This window comes from Rhodococcus sp. NPDC057529, from assembly GCF_042802055.1.
Lineage (GTDB): Bacteria > Actinomycetota > Actinomycetes > Mycobacteriales > Mycobacteriaceae > Rhodococcus_F.
Map to the genome: position 1 here is coordinate 1 of NZ_JBHVEY010000011.1, position 21,046 is coordinate 21,046.

Annotated in this window: 15 protein-coding genes and 1 pseudogene; 9 read left to right on the forward strand and 7 right to left on the reverse strand. The window is 69.2% G+C overall.

Annotation, left to right across the window (positions count from 1 at the left end; all coding sequences use genetic code 11):
• Positions 1 to 288, reverse strand: a pseudogene (locus tag ACFU5V_RS22110) (MFS transporter); the annotation flags it as partial.
• Positions 289 to 356: 68 nt separating this feature from the next.
• Between ACFU5V_RS22110 and ACFU5V_RS22115 the strand changes: the two are divergent.
• Positions 357 to 1,016 carry a winged helix-turn-helix transcriptional regulator gene (locus ACFU5V_RS22115; protein WP_378701865.1) on the forward strand — a complete coding sequence of 220 codons (660 nt, stop codon included), beginning with the start codon at positions 357 to 359 and terminating at the stop codon, positions 1,014 to 1,016.
• A gap of 43 nt (positions 1,017 to 1,059) precedes the next feature.
• Here ACFU5V_RS22115 and ACFU5V_RS22120 read toward each other — a convergent pair whose 3' ends face one another.
• Positions 1,060 to 1,545 (reverse strand): nitroreductase family deazaflavin-dependent oxidoreductase, encoded by a 486-nt coding sequence (locus tag ACFU5V_RS22120; RefSeq protein WP_378701867.1) that lies wholly within the window; start codon positions 1,543 to 1,545, stop codon positions 1,060 to 1,062.
• Positions 1,546 to 1,653: 108 nt separating this feature from the next.
• Here ACFU5V_RS22120 and ACFU5V_RS22125 point away from each other — a divergent pair, with 108 nt between their 5' ends.
• Entirely contained in the window at positions 1,654 to 2,448 is a 795-nt protein-coding gene (locus ACFU5V_RS22125; protein ID WP_378701869.1) for an LLM class F420-dependent oxidoreductase, read from the forward strand.
• Between the two features lie 68 nt (positions 2,449 to 2,516).
• Here the strand turns inward: ACFU5V_RS22125 and ACFU5V_RS22130 are convergent, their stop codons facing one another.
• Positions 2,517 to 3,731 carry an acetyl-CoA C-acetyltransferase gene (locus ACFU5V_RS22130; RefSeq protein WP_378701871.1) on the reverse strand — a complete coding sequence of 405 codons (1,215 nt, stop codon included), beginning with the start codon at positions 3,729 to 3,731 and terminating at the stop codon, positions 2,517 to 2,519.
• 254 nt (positions 3,732 to 3,985) lie between these two features.
• On the opposite strand from ACFU5V_RS22130, the gene ACFU5V_RS22135 reads away from it, so the two are divergent.
• The 4 genes from ACFU5V_RS22135 to ACFU5V_RS22150 all read left to right on the forward strand — a co-directional run bounded on the left by ACFU5V_RS22135 (position 3,986) and on the right by ACFU5V_RS22150 (position 10,069).
• A complete protein-coding gene (locus ACFU5V_RS22135) occupies positions 3,986 to 5,452 on the forward strand; it encodes a class I adenylate-forming enzyme family protein (protein ID WP_378701873.1) in 1,467 nt (488 codons plus the stop codon).
• Between the two features lie 65 nt (positions 5,453 to 5,517).
• A complete protein-coding gene (locus tag ACFU5V_RS22140) occupies positions 5,518 to 7,329 on the forward strand; it encodes a DUF3556 domain-containing protein (protein WP_378701875.1) in 1,812 nt (603 codons plus the stop codon).
• Positions 7,326 to 8,759 carry a phytoene desaturase family protein gene (locus ACFU5V_RS22145; protein WP_378701878.1) on the forward strand — a complete coding sequence of 478 codons (1,434 nt, stop codon included), beginning with the start codon at positions 7,326 to 7,328 and terminating at the stop codon, positions 8,757 to 8,759. The genes ACFU5V_RS22140 and ACFU5V_RS22145 overlap by 4 nt, the downstream gene beginning before the upstream one ends.
• The gene (locus tag ACFU5V_RS22150) at positions 8,756 to 10,069 is read left to right on the forward strand and encodes a PucR family transcriptional regulator (protein WP_378701880.1); all 1,314 of its coding nucleotides are present in this window, start codon (positions 8,756 to 8,758) and stop codon (positions 10,067 to 10,069) included. The genes ACFU5V_RS22145 and ACFU5V_RS22150 overlap by 4 nt, the downstream gene beginning before the upstream one ends.
• A 43-nt stretch (positions 10,070 to 10,112) precedes the next feature.
• Here ACFU5V_RS22150 and ACFU5V_RS22155 read toward each other — a convergent pair whose 3' ends face one another.
• The gene (locus tag ACFU5V_RS22155) at positions 10,113 to 11,534 is read right to left on the reverse strand and encodes a PLP-dependent aminotransferase family protein (protein WP_378701882.1); all 1,422 of its coding nucleotides are present in this window, start codon (positions 11,532 to 11,534) and stop codon (positions 10,113 to 10,115) included.
• Between ACFU5V_RS22155 and ACFU5V_RS22160 the strand changes: the two genes are divergently transcribed.
• The gene (locus tag ACFU5V_RS22160) at positions 11,533 to 12,459 is read left to right on the forward strand and encodes a DMT family transporter (protein ID WP_378701884.1); all 927 of its coding nucleotides are present in this window, start codon (positions 11,533 to 11,535) and stop codon (positions 12,457 to 12,459) included. The two genes, ACFU5V_RS22155 and ACFU5V_RS22160, sit on opposite strands and share 2 nt — an antisense overlap.
• A gap of 43 nt (positions 12,460 to 12,502) precedes the next feature.
• Here ACFU5V_RS22160 and ACFU5V_RS22165 read toward each other — a convergent pair whose 3' ends face one another.
• On the reverse strand, positions 12,503 to 14,194 hold the full coding sequence (locus ACFU5V_RS22165; RefSeq protein ID WP_378701886.1) for an acyl-CoA dehydrogenase family protein: 1,692 nt from the start codon (positions 14,192 to 14,194) through the stop codon (positions 12,503 to 12,505).
• A gap of 62 nt (positions 14,195 to 14,256) precedes the next feature.
• Positions 14,257 to 14,892 (reverse strand): TetR/AcrR family transcriptional regulator C-terminal domain-containing protein, encoded by a 636-nt coding sequence (locus tag ACFU5V_RS22170; protein ID WP_378437591.1) that lies wholly within the window; start codon positions 14,890 to 14,892, stop codon positions 14,257 to 14,259.
• A gap of 135 nt (positions 14,893 to 15,027) precedes the next feature.
• On the opposite strand from ACFU5V_RS22170, the gene ACFU5V_RS22175 reads away from it, so the two are divergent.
• Both ACFU5V_RS22175 and ACFU5V_RS22180 read left to right on the forward strand, forming a co-directional pair.
• Positions 15,028 to 16,839, forward strand: a complete 1,812-nt coding sequence (locus ACFU5V_RS22175) for an ABC transporter substrate-binding protein/permease (RefSeq protein ID WP_378701888.1) — start codon at positions 15,028 to 15,030, stop codon at positions 16,837 to 16,839.
• Between the two features lie 4 nt (positions 16,840 to 16,843).
• Positions 16,844 to 17,569, forward strand: coding sequence for an amino acid ABC transporter ATP-binding protein (locus ACFU5V_RS22180; protein WP_378437595.1), 726 nt, complete (start codon positions 16,844 to 16,846; stop codon positions 17,567 to 17,569).
• 68 nt (positions 17,570 to 17,637) lie between these two features.
• Here ACFU5V_RS22180 and ACFU5V_RS22185 read toward each other — a convergent pair whose 3' ends face one another.
• A complete protein-coding gene (locus ACFU5V_RS22185) occupies positions 17,638 to 21,030 on the reverse strand; it encodes an NAD-glutamate dehydrogenase domain-containing protein (protein WP_378701890.1) in 3,393 nt (1,130 codons plus the stop codon).
• Positions 21,031 to 21,046: the final 16 nt, after the last annotated feature.

The window sequence follows — 21,046 nt, forward strand, 5'->3', positions numbered from 1 at the left end:
GAACCCGGCACCGCCGAGGAGCAGCAGGGTGCGGCGGCCGATCCGGTCGCCGAGGGTGCCCGCGGTCAGCATGAAACCGACGAGCAGGAACCCGTAGATGTCCATGATCCACAACTGCTCGGTGGCGCCGGCATCGAGATCGCGGCTCAGGCTCGGCAGGGCGAGCAGCAGCACGAACACGTCGACGGACACGAGCAGCGAGGCCAGGCCGAGCACGGCGAGACCGGCCCATTCGCGAGCGCCGGCCGTGGTGGTCCGAGCGTCGGAGGCAGCGGTGAATTCGCTCATGTCAGCCACCGTAACCAGGCATGGTCCTAAAACACAACCACTTAGTCGTGATTTGGTACTATCGTGGTATGGCGTCCCGACGTACCTACGGTTCCTACGACGACGGCTGCGCCGCCGCACACGCCCTCGACCTGATCGGGGAGCGGTGGTCGCTGATCGTGGTCCGCGAACTCATGCTCGGCCCCAAACGCTTCACCGACCTCCGCAGCGGCGTACTCGGCGCCAGCGCGAACGTGCTGTCGCAACGACTGCGCGACCTCGAGGAGGCGGGCATCGTACGCCGGGTCACGCTCGGACCTCCGGCGCGCGCCCAGGTGTACGAGCTGACCGAGTGGGGTCTCGACCTCGAACCGGTGCTCCGGGCGCTGGGGCGCTGGGGAGTGCGCTCGCCCGCCATGCCGCACGGCGCGCAGGTCAGCAACGAGACCACCGTGCTGTCGATGCGGACCATGCTCGAGGACGTCCCGCTGGGTGACGTGAACGTGCGCCTCGAACTACGACTCGGCGAGGGCGACGTCATCCGCATCGACACCACCGACGGGCTCGTCATCGAGCGGGGCAGCGCCGTCGACCCCGATGCGGTGGTCTCGGCCGAATCCACCGTGTTCACGTCCATGGCGTTCTACGGCCGCGACCTCGACGAGGTGATCGACGCAGGCGACGCCGCCGTCGACGGCGACCGCACTGCCGTCCGACGCTTCCTCGGCCTGCTCCCCGCGCTGACCTGACACCACGAAAGCGATTGCGCGACAATCACGGAATCCGAGCGGCTCACCCGAGGACGCGGGGACGCAGCCTGACGAACCGGATCTCGCGGCCCGCCGCCCGGAAGTCGGACGCGCTGCCGTCGACGTCGAAACCCATGCCCCGGGCGATCCGCATCGCGAGTTTCGGATGCTCCGCCGCGTAGTGCGCCATGAAGTCCGCGCCGGTGTCGGCGTCGAGGAATTCGGCTGTCACGGACAGTCGCCGACGGCCCACCTGGGCCGTCGCGTTCGGCTGCGCCCGCAGGTTCCGGTACCAATCGGACTTGGGACCGAACCCGGCGGCCAGCACGTACCCGTCGCCGACGGCGTCGTGGTTGACCACCTCGAGCACGACCCGCCTTCGGGCGCCGGTCTTGCGTCCGACGTGTTCGAGGAGCAGAAACCGGCCGCCGAGCAGGAACCCGAGATGGCAGCGGTAGAGGTGGATCGGCGCGCGGAAGAACGCCCGCCGGAAGCCGGTGGGCGGGTCGGGCCGCCGGGTGACCTTCACACGCCCACTCTTCCACGGCCGCCGCCCGCTCGGCGGTTCGTTGTGCGCCCGGCCGTCGCGCGAGCAGTATGGATCGAGAAGGCCCACCGTCTACTCCGAGGAGCCAGAATGACTCGTCCAGTTCGCATCGGCGTCCAACTTCAGCCGCAGCACGCTCCCGACTACGGGTTGATCCGCGACGCGGTGCTGCGGGCCGAGGACGCCGGCGTCGACATCGTCTTCAACTGGGATCACTTCTACCCGCTGTACGGCGACCCCGCAGGCGCCCACTTCGAATGCTGGACGATGCTCGGGGCGTTCGCCGAACAGACCGAACGGGTGGAGATCGGCGCGCTCGTCACGTGCGCCGGCTACCGCAACCCGGACCTCCTCGCCGACATGGCCCGCACCGTCGACCACATCAGCGGCGGACGCCTGATCCTGGGCATCGGCTCGGGCTGGTTCGAGCGCGACTACGACGAGTACGGCTACGAATTCGGCACCGCCGGGTCGCGCCTCGACCTGCTGGCCGAGTACCTCCCACGGATCACCGCCCGGTTCGCCAAGCTGGAACCCGCACCCACCCGGCACATTCCGATCCTCATCGGCGGCGGCGGCGAGAAGAAGACGTTGCCGCTGGTCGGCAAGTACGGCGACATCTGGCACAGCTTCAGCGACATGGACACCTACCAACGTAAGTCGGGGATCCTGGCCGAACACGCCCGCAGCGCCGGACGCAGCCCCGACAGCATCCAGCACTCGACGTCGTGGCCGGGCGTCGACGACGCGGCAGCCCACGTCGACGCCGGCGTCACCCTCTTCACCGTGGGCGTCGGCGGCCCCGACTACGACCTCGGCACGCTGAAGGAGGCCATCGCCTGGCGTGACGAGAACACCCCGCCGCCGCTGTCGGGCCTGGCCTAGGCGCTTCGCGCCCGTGAGTGGTTAACGAGTCTCTGCACTCGTCAACCACTCACGGGCGGCGGAGCCGCCTACAGCCGCTCGAGGACCATCGCCATGCCCTGACCGCCTCCGACGCACATGGTTTCGAGACCGAACTGCTTGTCGTGGGTGGTCAGGTTGTTGAGCAGGGTCGCGGTGATGCGGGCGCCGGTCATGCCGAACGGGTGTCCGAGGGCGATCGCGCCGCCGGAGACGTTGAGCTTGTCCTCGTCGATGTTCAACTCCCGCGCCGACCCGATCACCTGCACCGCGAACGCCTCGTTGATCTCGACGAGGTCGATGTCGGAGATGCCCAGCCCCGCGATCGCGAGGGCACGCTTCGACGCCTCGATCGGGCCGAGCCCCATGATCTCCGGCGACAGACCGGACACCCCGGTGGACACGATCCGGGCGAGCGGCGTCAGTCCGAGTTCCTTGGCCTTGGTGTCGGACATGATGACCAGGGCGGCGGCGCCGTCGTTGAGCGGGCACGCGTTGCCGGCGGTGACGGTGCCGTCCGGCCGGAACACCGGCTTGAGCTGGGACACGGCCTCGTAGGTGGTGCCGGCGCGGGGGCCGTCGTCGGTGGACACGACGGTGCCGTCGGGCAGGGTGACCGGAGTGATCTCCCGCTCGAAGAAGCCGCTCTTGATGGCCTCCTCCGCGCGGTTCTGCGAGCGCACCGCCCAGCGGTCCTGCTCCTCGCGGGTGATGCCGGTGACCTGGGCGACGTTCTCGGCGGTCTGGCCCATCGCGATGTAGGTGTCGGGGACCAGGCCCTCCTCGCGGGGGTCGACCCACTGCTGACCGCCCTGGGCGAGCTTCTCGGTGCGGGTCTGCGCGTCCGCGTACAGCGGGTTCTGGGTGTCGGGCAGCGAATCGGAGTTGCCCTTCACGAACCGGGAGACCGTCTCGACACCGGCGGAGATGAACACGTCGCCTTCCCCGGCCTTGATGGCGTGCAGCGCCATGCGGGTGGTCTGCAGCGACGAGGAACAGTAGCGGGTGATGGTGGTGCCGGGGATGAAGTCGTAGCCGAGTTGGACGGCGACGTTGCGGCCCATGTTGAAGCCCTGCTCACCGCCGGGCAGACCGCAGCCGAGAATGAGGTCGTTGACGTCGGTCGGGTCGAGTGCGGGCACCTTGTCGAGGGCCGCCTGCACCATCTGCGCGGCGAGGTCGTCCGGGCGCATGCCGACCAGCGACCCCTTCATGGCACGGCCGATCGGGGAACGGGCAATGGAAACGATGACGGCCTCGGGCATGGGTAACTCCTACCGATTGACGTGGTGGACGGCGGTCGGTGCGGACCTGCAGCCCCTCAATTCTAAGCATCTGCTTATTTTCTAAGCATTTGCATATATTGTCCGCGGCTGCGGCGCGGTGTCAACCCCCGGACACCCGCGGTTGTGCTCGAGTGACAACGCAGCGTCCGAACTCGAGCCCCCGAGACCGTTTCCCGCCCCCGAACCCGCCGATAGTGTCGTACATCACACCACCACCGAAGGGGATCGAAATCGTGTCGCACATCGGCTATTTCGCTTGGGACCGCGCCGCACAGCGCGCTGATGCGCCGTGCCTGCGCGACGACCGCCTCGACCTGACCTACCGGCAGTTCGCGGAGCGGGTCGACGCGTTCGCCGCGCAGTTGTCCGGGCACGGCGTCGGTCGCGGTGACGTCGTCGCGATCATACTGCCCAACCGCGCCGAACTGCTCGTCGCCCTCATGGCGTCCTGGCGGATCGGGGCGGCCGCGACCCCGGTCAATCCCACCTTCACCGCGACGGAGGCCGAGTACCAGATCGCGGACGCCGCCGCAGTTCTCGTCGTCAACGAGGGACCGGACGCACCCACCGGCGGACGGCCGACGATCGCCGTCGACGACATGGCGGTCACCCCCGACCCCGACTGGGCGCCGGGCCCGACCGTCGGCGCCGACGACCTCGCCCTGCTGATCTACACGTCCGGTTCGACGGGACGCCCCAAGGGTGTGATGCTCACGCACGAGAATCTGCAGTTCATGAGCTCGTCGATGGTGCAGCACTTTTCGCTCACCGCCGACGACCATTGCCTGCTGATCCTGCCGCTGTTCCACGTCAACGCGATCTGCGTCAGCTTCCTTGCGCCGATGCTGGCCGGCGGTCAGCTGAGCGTCACCGGACGGTTCTCCCCGGCCCGGTTCTTCGACGACGTCGCCCGCCTGCGCCCGACGTACTTCTCCGCGGTCCCGACCATCTATGCCCTGCTGGTGTCCCAGGACGCCGCCACCGACCTCTCGTCGCTGCGGTTCGCGGTGTGCGGGGCCGCCCCGATCTCGAAGGAACTCCTCGACCGTGCCGAGCAGCGTTTCGGTCTCGTCATCGTCGAGGGCTACGGGCTGACGGAGGGGACGTGCGCGTCGGCGTGCAATCCGCCGGGCGGCGTCCGCAAGCTGGGGACGGTCGGCCCCGCTCTGCCGGGCCAGACCATCGCGATCGTCGACGAGTCCGGCGCACCGGCACCGGTGGGGACCGTCGGCGAGGTGGTGATCCGGGGCGCGAACGTGATGCGCGGCTACCTCGGACGGCCCGACGAGTCCGAACGCACCGTCGTCGACGGCTGGCTGCACACTGGCGACGTCGGACGCCTCGACGAGGACGGCTACCTCACCCTCGTCGACCGCATCAAGGACATGATCATCCGCGGCGGAGAGAACATCTACCCCAAGGAGATCGAGAACGCCCTCGCCACCCACGACGACGTCCTCGAGGCCGCCGTGATCGGCGCCCCGCACGACGTGTACGGCGAGGTCCCGGTCGCCTACGTCGTCGCCTACCCCGACAGCCCGGTCACCGACGATCAGCTCGGCGACCATCTGCGCGACCGGCTCACGAAAGTCAAACTGCCCGTAGCCATTCACATCGTCGACGCGCTGCCCCGCAACGCCGTCGGCAAGATCGACAAGCCCGGTCTGCGCAGCCGCCACCGGCCCGCCACCGTCGACTGATCCAGCACCACTCCAGACCTCGGGCGCCACCCGAGGCGATGACCCCTACCCGCAAGGAGCCTTCCATGGGATTCAAGACCGGGAACTTCCCCGAAGTCGACCCCGCCACCTTCCTCGACCTCCCGTTCCGCGACCGCCTGCGCGCCATGTCGACGCATTGGGTCGACTACGGCTTCGGGACCCCGAAGATGGTGCACACCATCTACATTCTGAAACTGCTCGTCCTCTACCTCGGCGCCGGACTGTCGATCGCGACGTTCACCTCCGGTTACCACGTGCTCGACGTCGGCACCTGGTGGAACGCACCGATCGTGTACCAGAAGCTGATCCTGTGGACCCTGCTGGTCGAGACGATCGGCCTGGGCGGCTCCTGGGGTCCGCTCGCCGGCCACTTCAAGCCGATGATGGGTGGCGCCCTGTTCTGGCTGCGACCCGGCACCATCCGGCTCCCACCGTGGCCGGGGAAGGTACCGCTCACCTCCGGGGACACCCGCACCGTGTTCGACGTCCTCATCTACGCCGCGATTCTGATCAACATCGTCCTCGCGCTCGGGTTCGCCGGCGTGCACACCCCGTCCATCGACGCGGTGCTGCCCGGCAACCACGGCCTGGTGAACCCCACCCTCCTGTTGCCGCTGATCGCATTGCTGATCGTGATCGGGCTGCGGGACAAGGTCATCTTCATCGCCGCCCGCGGCGAGCAGTACTTCCCGGCCGTCGTCTTCTTCGGCGTCCTGCCGTTCGTGGACATGATCATCGCGCTCAAGCTGCTCATCGTGGCGGTGTGGGTCGGCGCCGGTGTGTCCAAGCTGGGCCACCACTTCTCGATGGTGGTGCCGCCGATGCTGTCCAACACCCCGTGGATGCCGTTCAAGAAGATCAAGCGCGCCCACTACCGCAGCTTCCCCGAGGATCTGCGACCGTCGATCGTCGCCGGTGGTGTCGCCCACGTGCTCGGCACCGTCGTGGAGGTGGTGACACCGCTGGTGCTGCTGTTCTCCACCAACCGCACGCTGACACTGCTCGCGGTCGCGTTGATGGTGGCGTTCCACCTGTTCATCCTGTCCACGTTCCCGCTCGCCGTGCCGCTCGAATGGAACCTCCTGTTCGCCTACGCGTCGATCTTCCTGTTCGTCGGATTCCCCGCCTGGGACGGGTACGGCGTCGCCGACATGTCGTCGGTGTGGCTGACCGCAGTGATCGTCGCCGCGCTCGTGTTCTTCCCCATTCTCGGCAACCTGCGCCCCGACCTCGTCTCGTTCCTGCCGTCGATGCGCCAGTACGCCGGCAACTGGGCGTCGGCCACCTGGGCATTCGCGCCGGGCGCCGAGGAGAAGCTCGACCGATTCGTGAAGCGGCCCAGCCAGAACACCCGCACCCAGTTGCTCGCCACGTACCCGCCGGAGGTCGCGGACGTCGTGATGCACCAACTGCTCGGCTGGCGGTCGATGCACAGCCAGGGCCGCGCGTTGTACTCGCTGCTGATGAACCACCTCGGCGACGACATCGACACGTACTCGCTGCGGGAGGCCGAGTTCAGCTGTAACTCCCTGGTGGCGTTCAACTTCGGAGACGGCCACCTGCACAACGAGTTCCTGATCGCCGCACTCCAGCGGCGCTGCCACTTCGCGCCCGGCGAATTCGTGATCGCCTGGATCGAATCGCAGCCCATCCACAAGGGCATCCAGGAGTACAAGGTGATCGACGCGGCGCTCGGAGTCGTCGAACGGGGAACGTACAAGGTGTCCGACGCCATCGCCGAGCAGCCGTGGCTGCCGAACGGGCCCATTCCGTTCGACGTGCAGTGGAGACTGGAGGGAGACGTCGAGGAGCGGGAGAGCGAGTTGCCGAAGTCGAACGTGGCGGTGCGGCCGTGACGACGGCGGTCGTGGTCGGTAGCGGGCCCAACGGGCTCGCCGCCGCGGTCCACCTCGCCCGGCACGGCGTCGACGTCCAGGTGCTCGAGGCCGCCGACACCATCGGGGGCGGCACCCGCTCCGGCGAACTCACCGTCCCCGGACTGCTGCACGACGAATGCTCCGCGTTCCACCCGATGGGCGCCGGGTCGCCGTACCTGCGGACCCTCGACCTCGAACGGTTCGGGCTGACCTGGAAATGGCCGGAGACCGACTGCGCGCACCCCCTCGACACCGGCGACGCCGGGCTGCTGCACCGCTCCGTCGAGGACACCGCCGCCGGCCTGGGCGACGACGGAACACGCTGGCAGCGGATGTTCGGCGGCCTCGCCGACGGCTTCGACGACCTGGCCGCCGACCTCATGCGCCCGATCGCGAACATCCCCCGGCACCCGATCAAGCTCGCGAGCTTCGGCCCGCGCGCCCTGTTGCCGGCCACCGTCACGGCCCGCTGGTGGCGCACCGAGAGGGCCCGCGCCCTGTTCGGCGGCGTCGCCGCGCACGCGTACTACCGCCTCGACCGGCCCGCGACGTCCGCGGTCGGGTTGATGATCGTCGCCGCCGGGCACCGCTACGGCTGGCCGGTCGCCGAGGGCGGGTCGCAGTCGATCACCGCCGCGCTCGCCGCGATGCTCACCGACTGGGGCGGCAAGATCACCACCGGCATCCGGGTCCGCAGCCCCCGGGACATTCCGCCGGCGGACGTCGTCCTCCTCGACCTCGCGCCGTCCGCCGCCGCCGACATCCTCGGCGACCGGCTGCCGCCGCGGGTCGCCAAAGCCTACCGCCGGTACCGGCACGGACCGGCCGCGTTCAAGGTCGACTTCGCCGTCGACGGCGGGGTGCCGTGGGCCGACCCCGCCTGCGGTCGCGCCGGAACCGTGCACCTCGGTGGCACTTTCGCGGAGATCGCCGACGCCGAACGCGACGTCGCGACGGGCCGGATGCCGCGGCGGCCGTTCGTCCTCGTCGGGCAGCAGTATGTCGCCGACCCCGGCCGGTCGAACGGGAACCTGCACCCGCTGTACGCGTACGCCCATGTCCCGCACGGGTACACCGGGGACGCGACCGAGGCGGTAGTCGCGCAGATCGAACGATTCGCCCCCGGGTTCCGGGACCGCGTCGTCGCCACGGTCAGCAGTGGACCCGTGCAGTTGGCCGCGTCGAACGCGAACTACGTCGGCGGCGACATCATCGGCGGCGCCAACACCGAAACCCAGGTGGTGCTGCGCCCCCGGATCGCCCTCGACCCGTACAGCACCGGGATCCCCGGCACCTACCTGTGCTCGGCGTCCGCACCGCCCGGCGCCGGCGCGCACGGCATGTGCGGGTACAACGCCGCCCAGTCCGCGCTCAGGCGGCTTCGCCGCGCCGGAGGGGACGTGCTGTGAGCAGTCCCGCCCCCGGCGACCGCCGCGCCGGTGCCCGGCGCCGGATGGCACGGGTGCCGGCGATGGCGGAGGCCGAGGTCCTCGACATCGTGGTCGGCATCGCACGGAAACTCGATGCGCGGCAGGCGGAGATCACCCGCGCGATGAGCGCGCTGCTCGCGCACGAGATCGACCAACTCGACGAGAACCCGCAGCTCGTCGAACTGCTCGAGGCCAGTGTGCACGGCAACGTCTCGACGATCGTCCACGTCCTGGCCAACGACATTCCCGTCGACCATCTCCAGCCCACCACCGCCGCCGTGGAGTACGCGCTGCGGTTGGCGCAACGCGACGTGTCGTCGAACTCGCTGGTGCGCGCGTATCACATGGGCCAGGACGATCTGATGAAGATCTGCTACGACGAGGTCAGCTCCCTCGACCTGCCCGGACCGCTGACTCTCGCGGTGCTCAAACATATCTCGGAGGTCGTGTACAGCTACATCGACTGGATCACGCTGTACGTGTTCGACGCCTACGAGCAGGAACGGCGGCGGTGGCTGGGTGCCCGCGGCAACGTGCACTCGTCGACCATCCACACCCTCCTCACCGGGACCGGCTCCGACGGATCCGCGTTCGAGGCCGAGACGCAGTACCGGCTCGACCAGACGCACGTCGCGATGATCCTGTGGTCCACCGGAGCCGACACCGAGGCGAGCCTCAACGCCCTCGACCACTACGTGCGCGACCTCGCCCGTCACCTCGCCACCGACTCCGCACCCATCGTCACCGCCATCGACCGCCGAACCCTCTGGGCCTGGCTCCCTTTCGGTCGCCGCAAGCCCGTTCTCGACACCACCGAACTCGCCGCCGCCCTGCCGTCGAAACCGGGCATCCGGACCGCGATCGGCCTGCCCGCACCCGGGATCGCCGGATTCCGGCGGTCGCACGAACAGGCGCGGGCCGCCTACTCCGTCGCCACCGTGCCCCACACCCAGGTCCGGCCGATCGTCGGTTTCGGCGACCGCGGCGTCGCCGTCGTGTCCCTCCTCGCCGAGAACCTGGACTCCACCCGGGCGTGGGTGTGGGAGGTCCTCGGCCCGCTCGCGGAGAACACCGACCAGGCCGCGACCTTGCGGGCCACGCTGAGCACCTACTTCGCGACCGGCGAGAGCCACCTCCACACCGCGCAGCAGATGAACCTGCACCGCAACACCGTCAAATACCGCATCACCAAGGCACTCGGCGACCCGGCCACCGGCACGCACAGCAAACTGGATCTCGCACTCGCCCTGCAGGTGTGCGAGTTCCTGGGCCCGACGGTCCTGCGGTAGGCGGCTTCGCCGCCTGTGAGTGGGAAAGGAGTCTCTGGACTCGTCAACCACGCACGGGCGGCGGAGCCGCGAGTTTGTCGCCGATCACGCGCGCACCCTCGGGGAAGGCGCCGGGGTTGGTGCCGGAGTAGTTGAGCCGGATGAACGGACCGGCGGGTTCGGCGGGGAACCACTCGGAGCCGGCGGCGATGAGCACTCCCGAGGCTTCGCAGTCTGCGACGAGTTTCGGGAGGTTCGTTGCGTCGGGCAGGCGCACCCAGAGGTTGAGTCCGCCTTTGGGCACGGTGGTGAGGTGGGCGCCGGGGACGTGCTCGCGCAGGCTGGTGACGAGCAGGTCGCGCCGCGCTCGGAGTTGGTGCCGGAGATTGCGCAGGTGGGTCTGCCATCCGGGCTGGGTGACGACGTCGAGTGCCGCGGCCTGGAGGAGTCCGCTGACATACATCGACGCGGCGCCGCGGTCGGCGAGGATGCGGTCCCCGGCCGGTCCGCGGGCGATGACCGCGGCGATGCGGATGGACGGTGACACGCTCTTGGTCAGCGAGCGAAGGTAGATCACGTGGCCGGCGTCATCGTGCGCGGCAACGGGACTGGCGTCGGTGTCGATCCCGAAATCGTGGGCCCAGTCGTCTTCGACGAGGAAGGCCCCGTGTGCCCGGACCACCTCCAAGATGTTCTCGGACAACTGGTTCGACCATTGCGCACCGGTGGGGTTGGCATAGTTCGGTTGAGCGTAGAACACCCGGGCGCCGGTCTCCTCGAACGCTCGGGCCAGCTCGTCCGGGTCGGGACCGTCGGGTCCGCTGGGGACGGGGACGACGCGCACTCCCGCCTGGGCCGCGGCCAGGATCGCCCCCCAGTAGGTGGGCGACTCCAGCAGCAACGGCTGTCCGACCGGAACCAGGGCCCGGAAGACCGAGCTGAGCCCGCTCTGACTTCCCGGCAACACGATGACGTCGCTCGCCGTGGGCGGCGTGACGCCGACCGGTGTCGAGCGGCCGAGCTCATTGGCGAACCACGACTGCAGCTCCGGTAGGCCCGCGGCGGGAGAGGGCGACAGCGCGGCGTCGCTGCGCGCGGCCCGGGTCAGCGCGGACCGGATCAGGCGCTCCGGTAGAAGTTCGCGATCCGGATAGCCGGCGTGCAACGCGATCGCATCGTTGGGGGCCCGGCGCATCGGAGTCGACGACAACGGCAGACGGCTCTGCGGGGATCGGAGAGCAGCAGTCTGCCATCCGTAGTCGAGCGGCCGCGCCGTCCGAACGGCGCGAACGAACGTGCCGACGCCGGGCCTGCTCTCGATCAGCCCCTGCGCGGTGAGGGTGCGCAGGGCCTTCTGCACGGTCACCGGACTTGCCGCGTATTCGGCGACCAGCGCACGGGTCGATGGGAGCCGCGCCCCGGGTGGCGCCTGGCCGATCCACTTGCCCAGTGCCGCGACGATGCGCGTACTGCTATCGTTGATCATGACGATAGATAGTAGCGCTACTCCTATTCGCGCAACAGTGATATCGCCTTCTCGTGCCGGTCTGGGGTGGGGCCTGCTCGGAGTGGCGGCGTTCTCGTTCACGGTGCCGTTCACTCGGGTGGCGGTGGGCGGGCTGTCGCCGCTGTTCATCGGATCGGGCAGGGCAGTGCTCGCGGCGTTCCTCGCGGCGGCGGCTCTGACCCTGACCCGGCAGCGCTTGCCGCGGGGTGCGCAGTGGGCGCGTCTCGCCGTAGTGGGGGGTGGAGTCGTCGTCGGCTTTCCGTTTCTCACGTCCTTCGCCCTGACGACCGCGCCTGCCATTCACAGTGCCGTCGTCATCGCGCTGCTGCCGGCGGCGACGGCGGTCGCGGCCGTCGTCCGGAGCAAAGAGCGTCCGCCGCTGTCGTTTTGGATCATGGCCGGGGTGGGCGCCGTGGCGTGTGTCGTGTTCGCATCCCTGCAGGGCGGCGGGGTCGGTCGGTTGCACTGGGCGGATCTTTTGCTGTTCGGCGCCGTCATCGCTGCCGCGATCGGATACGCCGAGGGGGGCCTCCTCGCCCGCGAACTCGGTGCATGGCAGACGATATCCTGGGCTCTGGTGGGCGCCGCGCCGCTGATGGTCGTCCTGACAGTCGTTTCGGCGATCCGGCAGCCGCCGACCGGGTCACCGACCGAGTGGGCGGCATTCGCGTACCTGGGCGTGGTGAGCATGTACCTCGGCTTCTTCGCCTGGTATCGCGGGCTCGCGATCGGGCCGATGGCGCAGGTCAGTCAAGTCCAGCTGGTCCAACCCGTGTTGACCATCTCCTGGGCGGCCCTGCTGCTGGGTGAACAACTCACCTGGGCCACCGTCGTCGGCGGCGTGGCCGTGATCGTCGCCGCGGGGACCGCCGTCCGAGTGCGCTTCGCGCCCGTGCGCGGTTAAGGAGTCCAGAGACTCGTTAACCACGCACGGGCGGCGGAGCCGCCTACGCGCGACGGAGGATCGCCTGCAGGTCGGCGGCCGGCGAGAGGGTTCCGTATTCGTGGCTGCGGTCGGGGCCGAGGCGGGCGTCGACGAACGCATCGGCGACGGCGGCGGGTGAGAATCGCGTGAGCAGCGACGCCTGCAGCGCGAGGGCCATCGACTCGACGACGGTGCGGGCGCGGCGTTGGGCGTCGGCGGGGTCGAGTCCGGCGAGGTCGCCGAGTTGCGTGCGGACCCGGTCGAGGTGCGCGTCCAGCATCGCGTTGCTGCCGCGGGCCAGGTTCACCTCGGCGTCGAACGCGGCGACGGTGTCGGGTTCGCGGGTCATCGCGCGCAGGACGTCGAGGGCGATGACGTTCCCCGACCCCTCCCACACGGCCATGACGGGCTGTTCGCGGTAGCGGCGGGCGAGCGGGAAGTCTTCGGTGTACCCGTTGCCGCCCAGGCATTCCAGCGCCTCGTAGGCGTGGTGCGGGCCGCGCTTGCAGATCCAGTACTTCGCAACCGCGGTCGCGAGTCTGCGGAAGCTGCGTTCCTGCTCGCTCGCGTCCTCGTCGTGGGCGCGGGCGAGTCGCAGGGCGGTGACGGTGGCCGCCTCCGATTCCAACGCGAGGTCGGCGAGCACCGACGTCATCGCCGGCTGGTCGGCCAGGACGGCACCGAACGCCGAGCGGTGCCGGGCGTGCCACACGGCCTCGGCGACGGACTGCCGCATCCCCGACGCGCTGCCGAGCACACAGTCGAGGCGGGTGCGCGCGACCATCTCGATGATCGTGCGGACACCGCGCCCCGGTTCGCCGACCATGACACCGACGGTGCCGTCGAGTTCGATCTCGGACGACGCGTTGGACTTGTTGCCGAGCTTGTTCTTCAGCCGCTGGATACGGAAAACGTTGCGGGTGCCGTCCGGGAGGATGCGGGGCAGCAGGAAGCACGAGAGTCCTTCGCCGCCCGAGCCTTCCGCATGCGCGAGTACGAGGAATGCGTCGGACATCGGCGCGGAGCAGAACCACTTGTGCCCGGTGAGCAGGTAGTCGGCGCCGGGGCCGCCGCGCCCGGTGGGTTTCGCGACGGTGGTGTTGGCGCGGACGTCGGAGCCGCCCTGCTTCTCCGTCATGGACATGCCGAAGATCGCGGACGCCTTGCCGGGCGCGTCGAGTTCCGGGGTGTAGCTGCGGGACAGGGCGCGCGGCTTCCACGTCGCGGCGACGTCGGGTTGCAGTTCGAGGGACGGGATGACGGCGTTGGTCATCGAGATCGGGCAGGAGTGGCCCGGCTCGATCTGCGCGAACAGCATGAATGCGGCTGCGCGAGCGACGTTCGCGCCGGGTTTCGGATCGGCCCACGCGGACGTGTGCGCGCCGTGAGCGACGGCCGCGGAGATGATCCGGTGGTAGGACGGATGGTATTCGACCTCGTCGATCCGGTTGCCCCAGCGGTCGAACGTCTTCAGTTCCGGGATGATCGTGTTGGCGAGTTCGGCGTCGTGCTGGAACGTGGCGCTGCCGACGAGTGCGCCGATGTCGGTGAGTTCTCCGGTGGCCCAGTCGGCGTCGTGGCGGCGCACGCCCTCGGACAGCACCGTGTCGAGGGTGAACTCGTTGACGTCGGTGCGGGGCACCGACTGGTTGAGCACGGTATGCGTCCGGTGGGGTGCGGGATGGGTAATGCGATTGTCGGAAACGGAAGTCATGGTGGTGTCCTTCCCCAGGTGAGTGGCAAAGCGTGCTGGAGCACACCGTGCCGCTCACGTGGTCAGTCGATGGAGGTGCCCAGGACGGTGTCGGGGATCTGCAGGTTCGCGAAGATGACGGCGACGGCCTCCTCCAGCGAGTAACCGAAGCTCTCGCCGGTGGCGGTCTTCTGGATCACCAGTCCGAAGATCGCGGACCAGAATGCCTTCGCCTCCACGTCGATGCCGGCGCGCAGTTGCCAGCCGGTGCGCATCAGGGTGCGGATGAGCGCATCCTCGCCCGAGGAGTGCAGGGTGCGGAGGGTGTCGGTGATGAGGTCGCGTAGTTCGCCGCGGCGACCCGTCATGAGCATCGCTTCCACGAACAGTTCGACGCTGGGGGCGCCCGGTCCGAGCAGGGAGCCGACGAGTTTCTCCGTGTAGTCGCCGACGGTCTCGGCGGTGGCGGCGTCGTCCTCGGCCTGCTTGCCCGCGCGCAGCACGGCAGCGCACGCCACCTCGACGAAGAGCCGTTCCTTGGACCCGTAGTAATACGTCACCTGGTTGGGGTGGGCCCCTGCGGCGGCACAGATCTGCGTGATCGCGACGCCGTCGCCGTGTTCGAGGAAGAGCTCGGTGGCGGCGGTGAACAGGGCGTCGCGGGTCTGCCGACCGGACTCCCGGGTTGCGCGCGCTGCTCGGCCCGTCTGCGACGCCATGGCTGCCCTCCAAGTTGTTTGTACGACAAACAATAACTTCTCCTTGTTTGTATGACAAACAAGGAGAGTGACGGGCGTCGCCCGAGGCGTCCTCCGACCCCGGAAAACCCGCCGGCCAGGGTTACGCTGCTCACCATGTTTTCTTCCGTCGGAGCGAAGATCCGTGTGGTGGTGGCGTTACTGCTCACCGCCCTGCTGGCGTTGACACTGTCGTCCTGTTCGAGCGGCGGCGAGACGTCGGGGGCGGCGCCGCAGGATCTGTGTTCCCCGCCGGGAGTCGGCGCGGCCACCGCCGCCCCGACCAACCTCGCCGCCTCTGGTGCGGCGGCCGAAGACCGCTACACGACGCCGTCGACCACCCCGCTCGACCAGATCGACACGTCGAAACTGAACCTCATCACCCCCGGGGTGCTCACCGTCGGCACCCTGTCCGACGCGCCGCCGAGCATCTGCGTGAACTCGGACAACCAGTTCACCGGCTACGACAACGAACTGCTGCGGGCCGTCGCCGACAAGCTGGGCCTGCGCGTCGACTTCGTCGGCACCGAGTTCGCCGGGCTTCTCGCCCAGGTGGCCGGGCGCCGCTTCGACGTCGGGTCCTCGTCCATCACCACGACCGACGAGCGCCGCAACACCGTCGGCTTCACCAACGGCTACGACTTCGGCTATTTCTCGCTCGTCGTCCCCAACGGCGGACCGATCCAGAGCTTCGACGACCTGAACGCGTCGACCCGCATCGGCGTCGTCCAGGGCACCGTCCAGGACGACTACGTCGTCAACACGCTGAAGCTGAACCCGGTGAAGTTCCCCGACTACGCCACCGCGTACGCCAACCTCAAGACCGGGCAGATCGACGCCTGGGTGGCGCCGTCGCAGCAGGCCGAGGGCGCCATCGCACCGGGCGACCCCACGTCGATCGTCGAGAACACCTTCAGCGTCAACAACTATGTCGGCTGGGCCGTCAACAAGGAGAACCAGCCGCTCGTCGACGCACTCAACTCCGGGCTCGACGCCGTCATCGCCGACGGCACCTGGGCCCAGCTGTACTCCGACTGGGTGCCCCGCGAACTGCCCGAGGGCTGGAAGCCGGGTAGCAAGGCGGCACCCGCGCCCGACCTCCCGGACTTCGCCGCGCTCGCCGCCCAGAACGCGAACGACACGACCGAAACCCCCGTCGCCGAACCCAAGTCGACACTCCAGCAACTAAAGGACACGTTCTTCGACTGGGACCTCTACACCCGGGCCTTCCCCGACCTGCTGAAGACCGGTCTGCCGAACACACTGATCCTGGCGTTGGCGTCCGGCATCGTCGGCACCGTCCTCGGCATGCTGCTCGCGATGGCCGGCATCTCCCGCACCCGCTGGCTGCGGTGGCCCGCCCGCGTCTACACGGACGTGTTCCGCGGTCTGCCCGCCGTCGTCATCATCCTCATCGTCGGACTCGGCGTCGGACCCGTCGTCAAGGGACTCACCGGCAACAACCCGTACTGGCTCGGCGCCGCCGCGCTGTCGCTGCTGGCGTCCGCGTACATCGGTGAGATCTTCCGGTCCGGCATCCAGAGCGTCGAACCCGGACAGCTCGAGGCGTCCCGCGCGCTCGGCTTCAGCTACCGGAAGTCGATGACACTCGTCGTCGTCCCGCAGGGTGTGCGGCGGGTGCTGCCCGCGCTGATGAACCAGTTCATCTCCCTGATCAAGGACTCGTCGCTGATCTACTTCCTCGGACTGCTCGTCACCCAGCGGGAACTGTTCGCCGTCGGCCGCGACCTCAACGCGCAGACCGGAAACCTGTCACCGCTCGTCGCCGCCGGTCTGTTCTACCTGGCGCTCACCATCCCGCTGACGCACCTCGTCAACTACATCGACAACCGTCTGCGCACCGGCCGCGCCGACACGTCCGGCACGCTCGACCCGGTGGAACAGTCCATCGTCGTGGAAAGGGGATAGGGCGATGGCCGTCTCTCTCACTGGAACCAACCTGCACCTCGCGTTCGGCACCAACCAGGTGCTGCGCGGCGTCGACCTCCACGTCGACGCCGGCGACACCGTCACCGTCATCGGGCCGTCCGGTTCCGGCAAGTCCACCCTGCTGCGGGTCCTCAACCGGCTGCACGAACCCGACCAGGGCGACGTCCTGCTCGACGGCAAATCCGTGCTGCAGGACAACCCCGACAAGCTGCGGCAGCGCATCGGCATGGTGTTCCAGCACTTCAACCTGTTCCCGCACAAGACCGTCGTCGACAACATCGCGCTCGGACCCCGCAAACTCAAGGGCATGTCCAAGGACGAGGCGCGGTCGCTGGCGCTCGAGCAACTCGAACTCGTCGGCCTCGCCAACAAGGCCGACTCACGGCCCGGCAACCTGTCGGGCGGACAGCAGCAGCGCGTCGCGATCGCCCGCGCCCTCGCGATGAAACCCGAAGTGATGTTCTTCGACGAGGCCACGTCGGCACTCGACCCCGAACTGGTGAAGGGCGTCCTCGCGCTGATGGCCGACCTCGCCAAGGGCGGCATGACGATGGTCGTCGTCACGCACGAGATGGGCTTCGCCCGCGAGGTGTCCGACACCGTGCTGTTCATGGACCACGGCGCCGTCGTCGAGACCGGCACACCGGAGCAGCTGTTCGACAAGCCCGAAACCGAACGGCTGCAGCAGTTCCTGTCGCAGGTGCTGTAGGCCGCTCCGCGGCCCGTGCGTGGTTGACGAGTCCAGAGACTCCTTAACCGCGCACGGGCGCGAAGCGCCTACCGCGTCATCGCCCGGATCCGCCTGGCCGCGACGGAGATCAGCGCCAGCGTGGGTTCGGTGGCGACCTCCGACTCGATCTCGGTGAGCAGTGCCCGCGCGCGGGCGAGCCGGGCGGCGTTGTGCTGTTCCCACTGGTCGACCTTGTCGGCCGCGTCGTCGCCGGGTTCGCTGACGGACAGCGCGTCGAGGGTGATGGCGCGCAGCGAACTGTAGAGGTCGTCGCGCAGGGCGAGGCGGGCGAGAGCGTGCCACCGGTCCAGCCGGGGCAGTGCGGTGACGGCGGTCAGCGCGGTGTTGATGTGCAGGTGCGCCGACAACGCGAAATACAGTTCCGCGACGTCCTCCGCGCGGTGCTGGGAGATCTCCGCGATGTCCACGATGTCGAGGAGGCAGTACGTGTGCAGGAGGTCCGCGACGTCGGCGGCGATCCCGGCGTCCGCGCCCCGCGACGTCAGGGCCTCGGTTCGGCCCTCGACGGCGGTGATCTCGTCGCCCTGCAACCATTCCCGCACGCGGGGTCCGAGTTCGCGGACCACCGGCCGGTAGCGGGCGATGGTGGCCTCGAGCGGCAGCGGTTGCGGCCGGTGCGTGGTCAGCCACCGCGACGCCCGGTCGATCAGCCGCTGCGTCTGCACGGTCAGCGCGTTCGTCCCGGACGCCGGGGTCGTGTCGGCCGCCGCCCGGATCCGTGCGAAAGTCGTTCCGAGGTCGAAGATCTCGGTGACGGCGGTGAAGGCGTTCACCGCCTCCGCCGAGTCGGCGCCGGTCTCCTCCCGCAGCCGGAAGGCGAACGTCATCCCGGCACGGTCGACCATGTCGTTGACGACCGACGTGGTGACGATCTCCCGGCGCAGCGGGTGCACGGCGACCGTGTGCGCGTACTCGCGGCCGAGCCGCGGCGGGAAGTAGTCGTGGAGCCGGCCGGCGTAGACCTTGTTGTCGGGGAGCGTGGTGCCCGACACCTCGCTCTTGATGAACCGCTTGACCTGCGCGGTGAGCTGCGCCAGTTCCGGGCTGGTCAGGCCCTTCTGCTCGCGTTCGAGGGCACCGAACTGGGCGGAGGTCGGGAGCACGTCGATCGCGCGGTCCACGTGGCCGCGCCGTTCCAGGTCGTCGACCATGCGGGAGTGGAAGCTGACGAGCGTCGCCGCCTGCGCCCGGTTGAGGCTCATCATCTCGTTCTGGCTGCGGTTGTCGGCGAGGACGAGCCGGCTGACGTCGTCGGTCATGTCGGACAGCAGTTCTCGACGGTCCTGCGCGGTGAGCGTGTTGTCGGCGGTGGCACCCGCGAGGGCGATCTTGATGTTGACCTCGTGGTCGGAGCAGTCGACACCGGCGGAGTTGTCGAGTGCGTCGGTGTTGACGCGACCGCCGTGGCGCGCGTATTCGATCCGGCCGAGTTGGGTGAGGCCGAGGTTGCCGCCCTCGCCGACCACCCGGACGCGCAGTGCGGGCGCGTCGAGCCGGACGGCGTCGTTCGACTTGTCGCCGACGTCCGCGTGGCTCTCCGACGTGGCCTTGACGTACGTGCCGACGCCGCCGTTCCACAGCAGGTCCGCGGGCGCACCGAGGACGGCGCGGACGAGTTCGACGGTGGTGAGCGCCCGATCCGTGTCGATCCCCAGCGCGCGCCGCGCCTGCGGTGTCAGCCGAACGGATTTGGCCGACCGGTCGACGATCATCGCGCCGTCGCTGAGGACCGCCCTGTCGTAGTCCTTCCAACTGGACCTGCCGAGGCCGAAGAGCCGCGCCCGCTCGTCCCAGGAGGTCTGCGGGTCGGGGTCGGGGTCGATGAAGACGTGGCGGTGGTCGAACGCGGCGACGAGGCGGATGTGGGGGCTGAGCAGCATCCCGTTGCCGAACACGTCGCCGCTCATGTCGCCGATCCCGACGACGGTGAAGTCGTCGGTGCGGGTGTCGACGCCCATCTCACGGAAGTGCTGCACGACGCTCTCCCACGCGCCGCGGGCGGTGATGCCCATCGCCTTGTGGTCGTAGCCGACGGACCCGCCGGACGCGAAACCGTCGCCCAGCCAGTACCCGCGCGCGAGCGCGACGGCGTTGGCGACGTCCGAGAACGCCGCGGTGCCCTTGTCCGCGGCGACCACGAGGTAGGTGTCGTCGCCGTCGCGGCGGACGATGCCGTCCGGCGCGATCACGTGCCGGGTCGCGATGTCGAGGTTGTCCGTCATGTCGAGGAGGCTGGAGATGAATTCGCGGTAGCAGGAGATTCCGGCCGCCAGCATCGCCTCCCGGTCGGCGGCGGCGTCGCCGGTCGCCGCGGGCGGGTTCTTGACGACGAAGCCGCCCTTCGCCCCGGCGGGGACGATGACGGCGTTCTTGACCGCCTGCGCCTTGACGAGTCCGAGGATCTCGGTGCGGAAGTCGTCGCGCCGATCGGACCATCGGAGGCCGCCGCGGGCGACGTCGTCGAACCGCAGGTGCACGCCCTCCATCCGCGGCGAGTACACGTAGGCCTCGTATTTCGGCCGGGGCAACGGCAATTCGTCGATCGACGAGGAGTCGAACTTGAACGCCAGGGCCTTCGCGGGCCGCGGATCGCGGACGTAATGGGTCGTGCGGGTGGTGGCACGGACCAGCGACAGCAGGGCCCGCAGGATCCGGTCGGCGTCGATTCCGGCGACGGCGTCGATCGCGGCCGAGATGCGGTCTTCGAGCGCGTCCTCCGCGGCGGCGTCCCGTTCCAGGCTGGGGTCGAGCCGGAGCGCGTAGAACTCGAGGAGAAGCTGTGTGATGGCGCTGTTGCCCAGCAGGACTCGTTCGACGTTGCTGCGGCTGTAGGGCAGGCCGGCCTGGCGCAGATAGGCGGCGTACGCCCGCAGGACGGTCACCTCACGCCACCCGAGCCCGGCGTGCAGGACGAGGGCGTTGAACCCGTCGACCTCGGTCTCACCCGTCCACGCCGCCCGGAACGCGTCCGAGATCCGGCCGTCCCGGGTCGCCCCGTGGCCGTCCGTGACCGCCGGCAGGTCGACGGTGAGGTCGTAGATCCAGGCGCGACTGCCGTCCGGCCGGGTCAGCGCGGCCGGCCGTTCGTCGAGGGCGTTGACGCCCAGGCTGGACAGGATCGGCAGCACCTCGTTGAGCGGTGCGGGTTTGCCGACGGCGTAGATCTTGAGGTTCTCGTACGGCGCGGACGCCTCCGTGGTGGTGAACGTCAGCGCCACACTGTCGACGTCGAGACGTTCCACCTCGGCGACGTCGCGGATCGCCTGTGCCGGATCGGTTTCGGTGGCGTAGCTGATCGGCAGCGCGGACGCGTAGTGGCGCGCGACCGCGGTGCCCTGACGGTGCGGTTCCGCGAGCAGCGTGGTGCGCCACGACTCGTGGGACCAGGGTGTGTCGAGTTCCGTGCCGATGCTGTTCATGGCGATGGGGTGATCT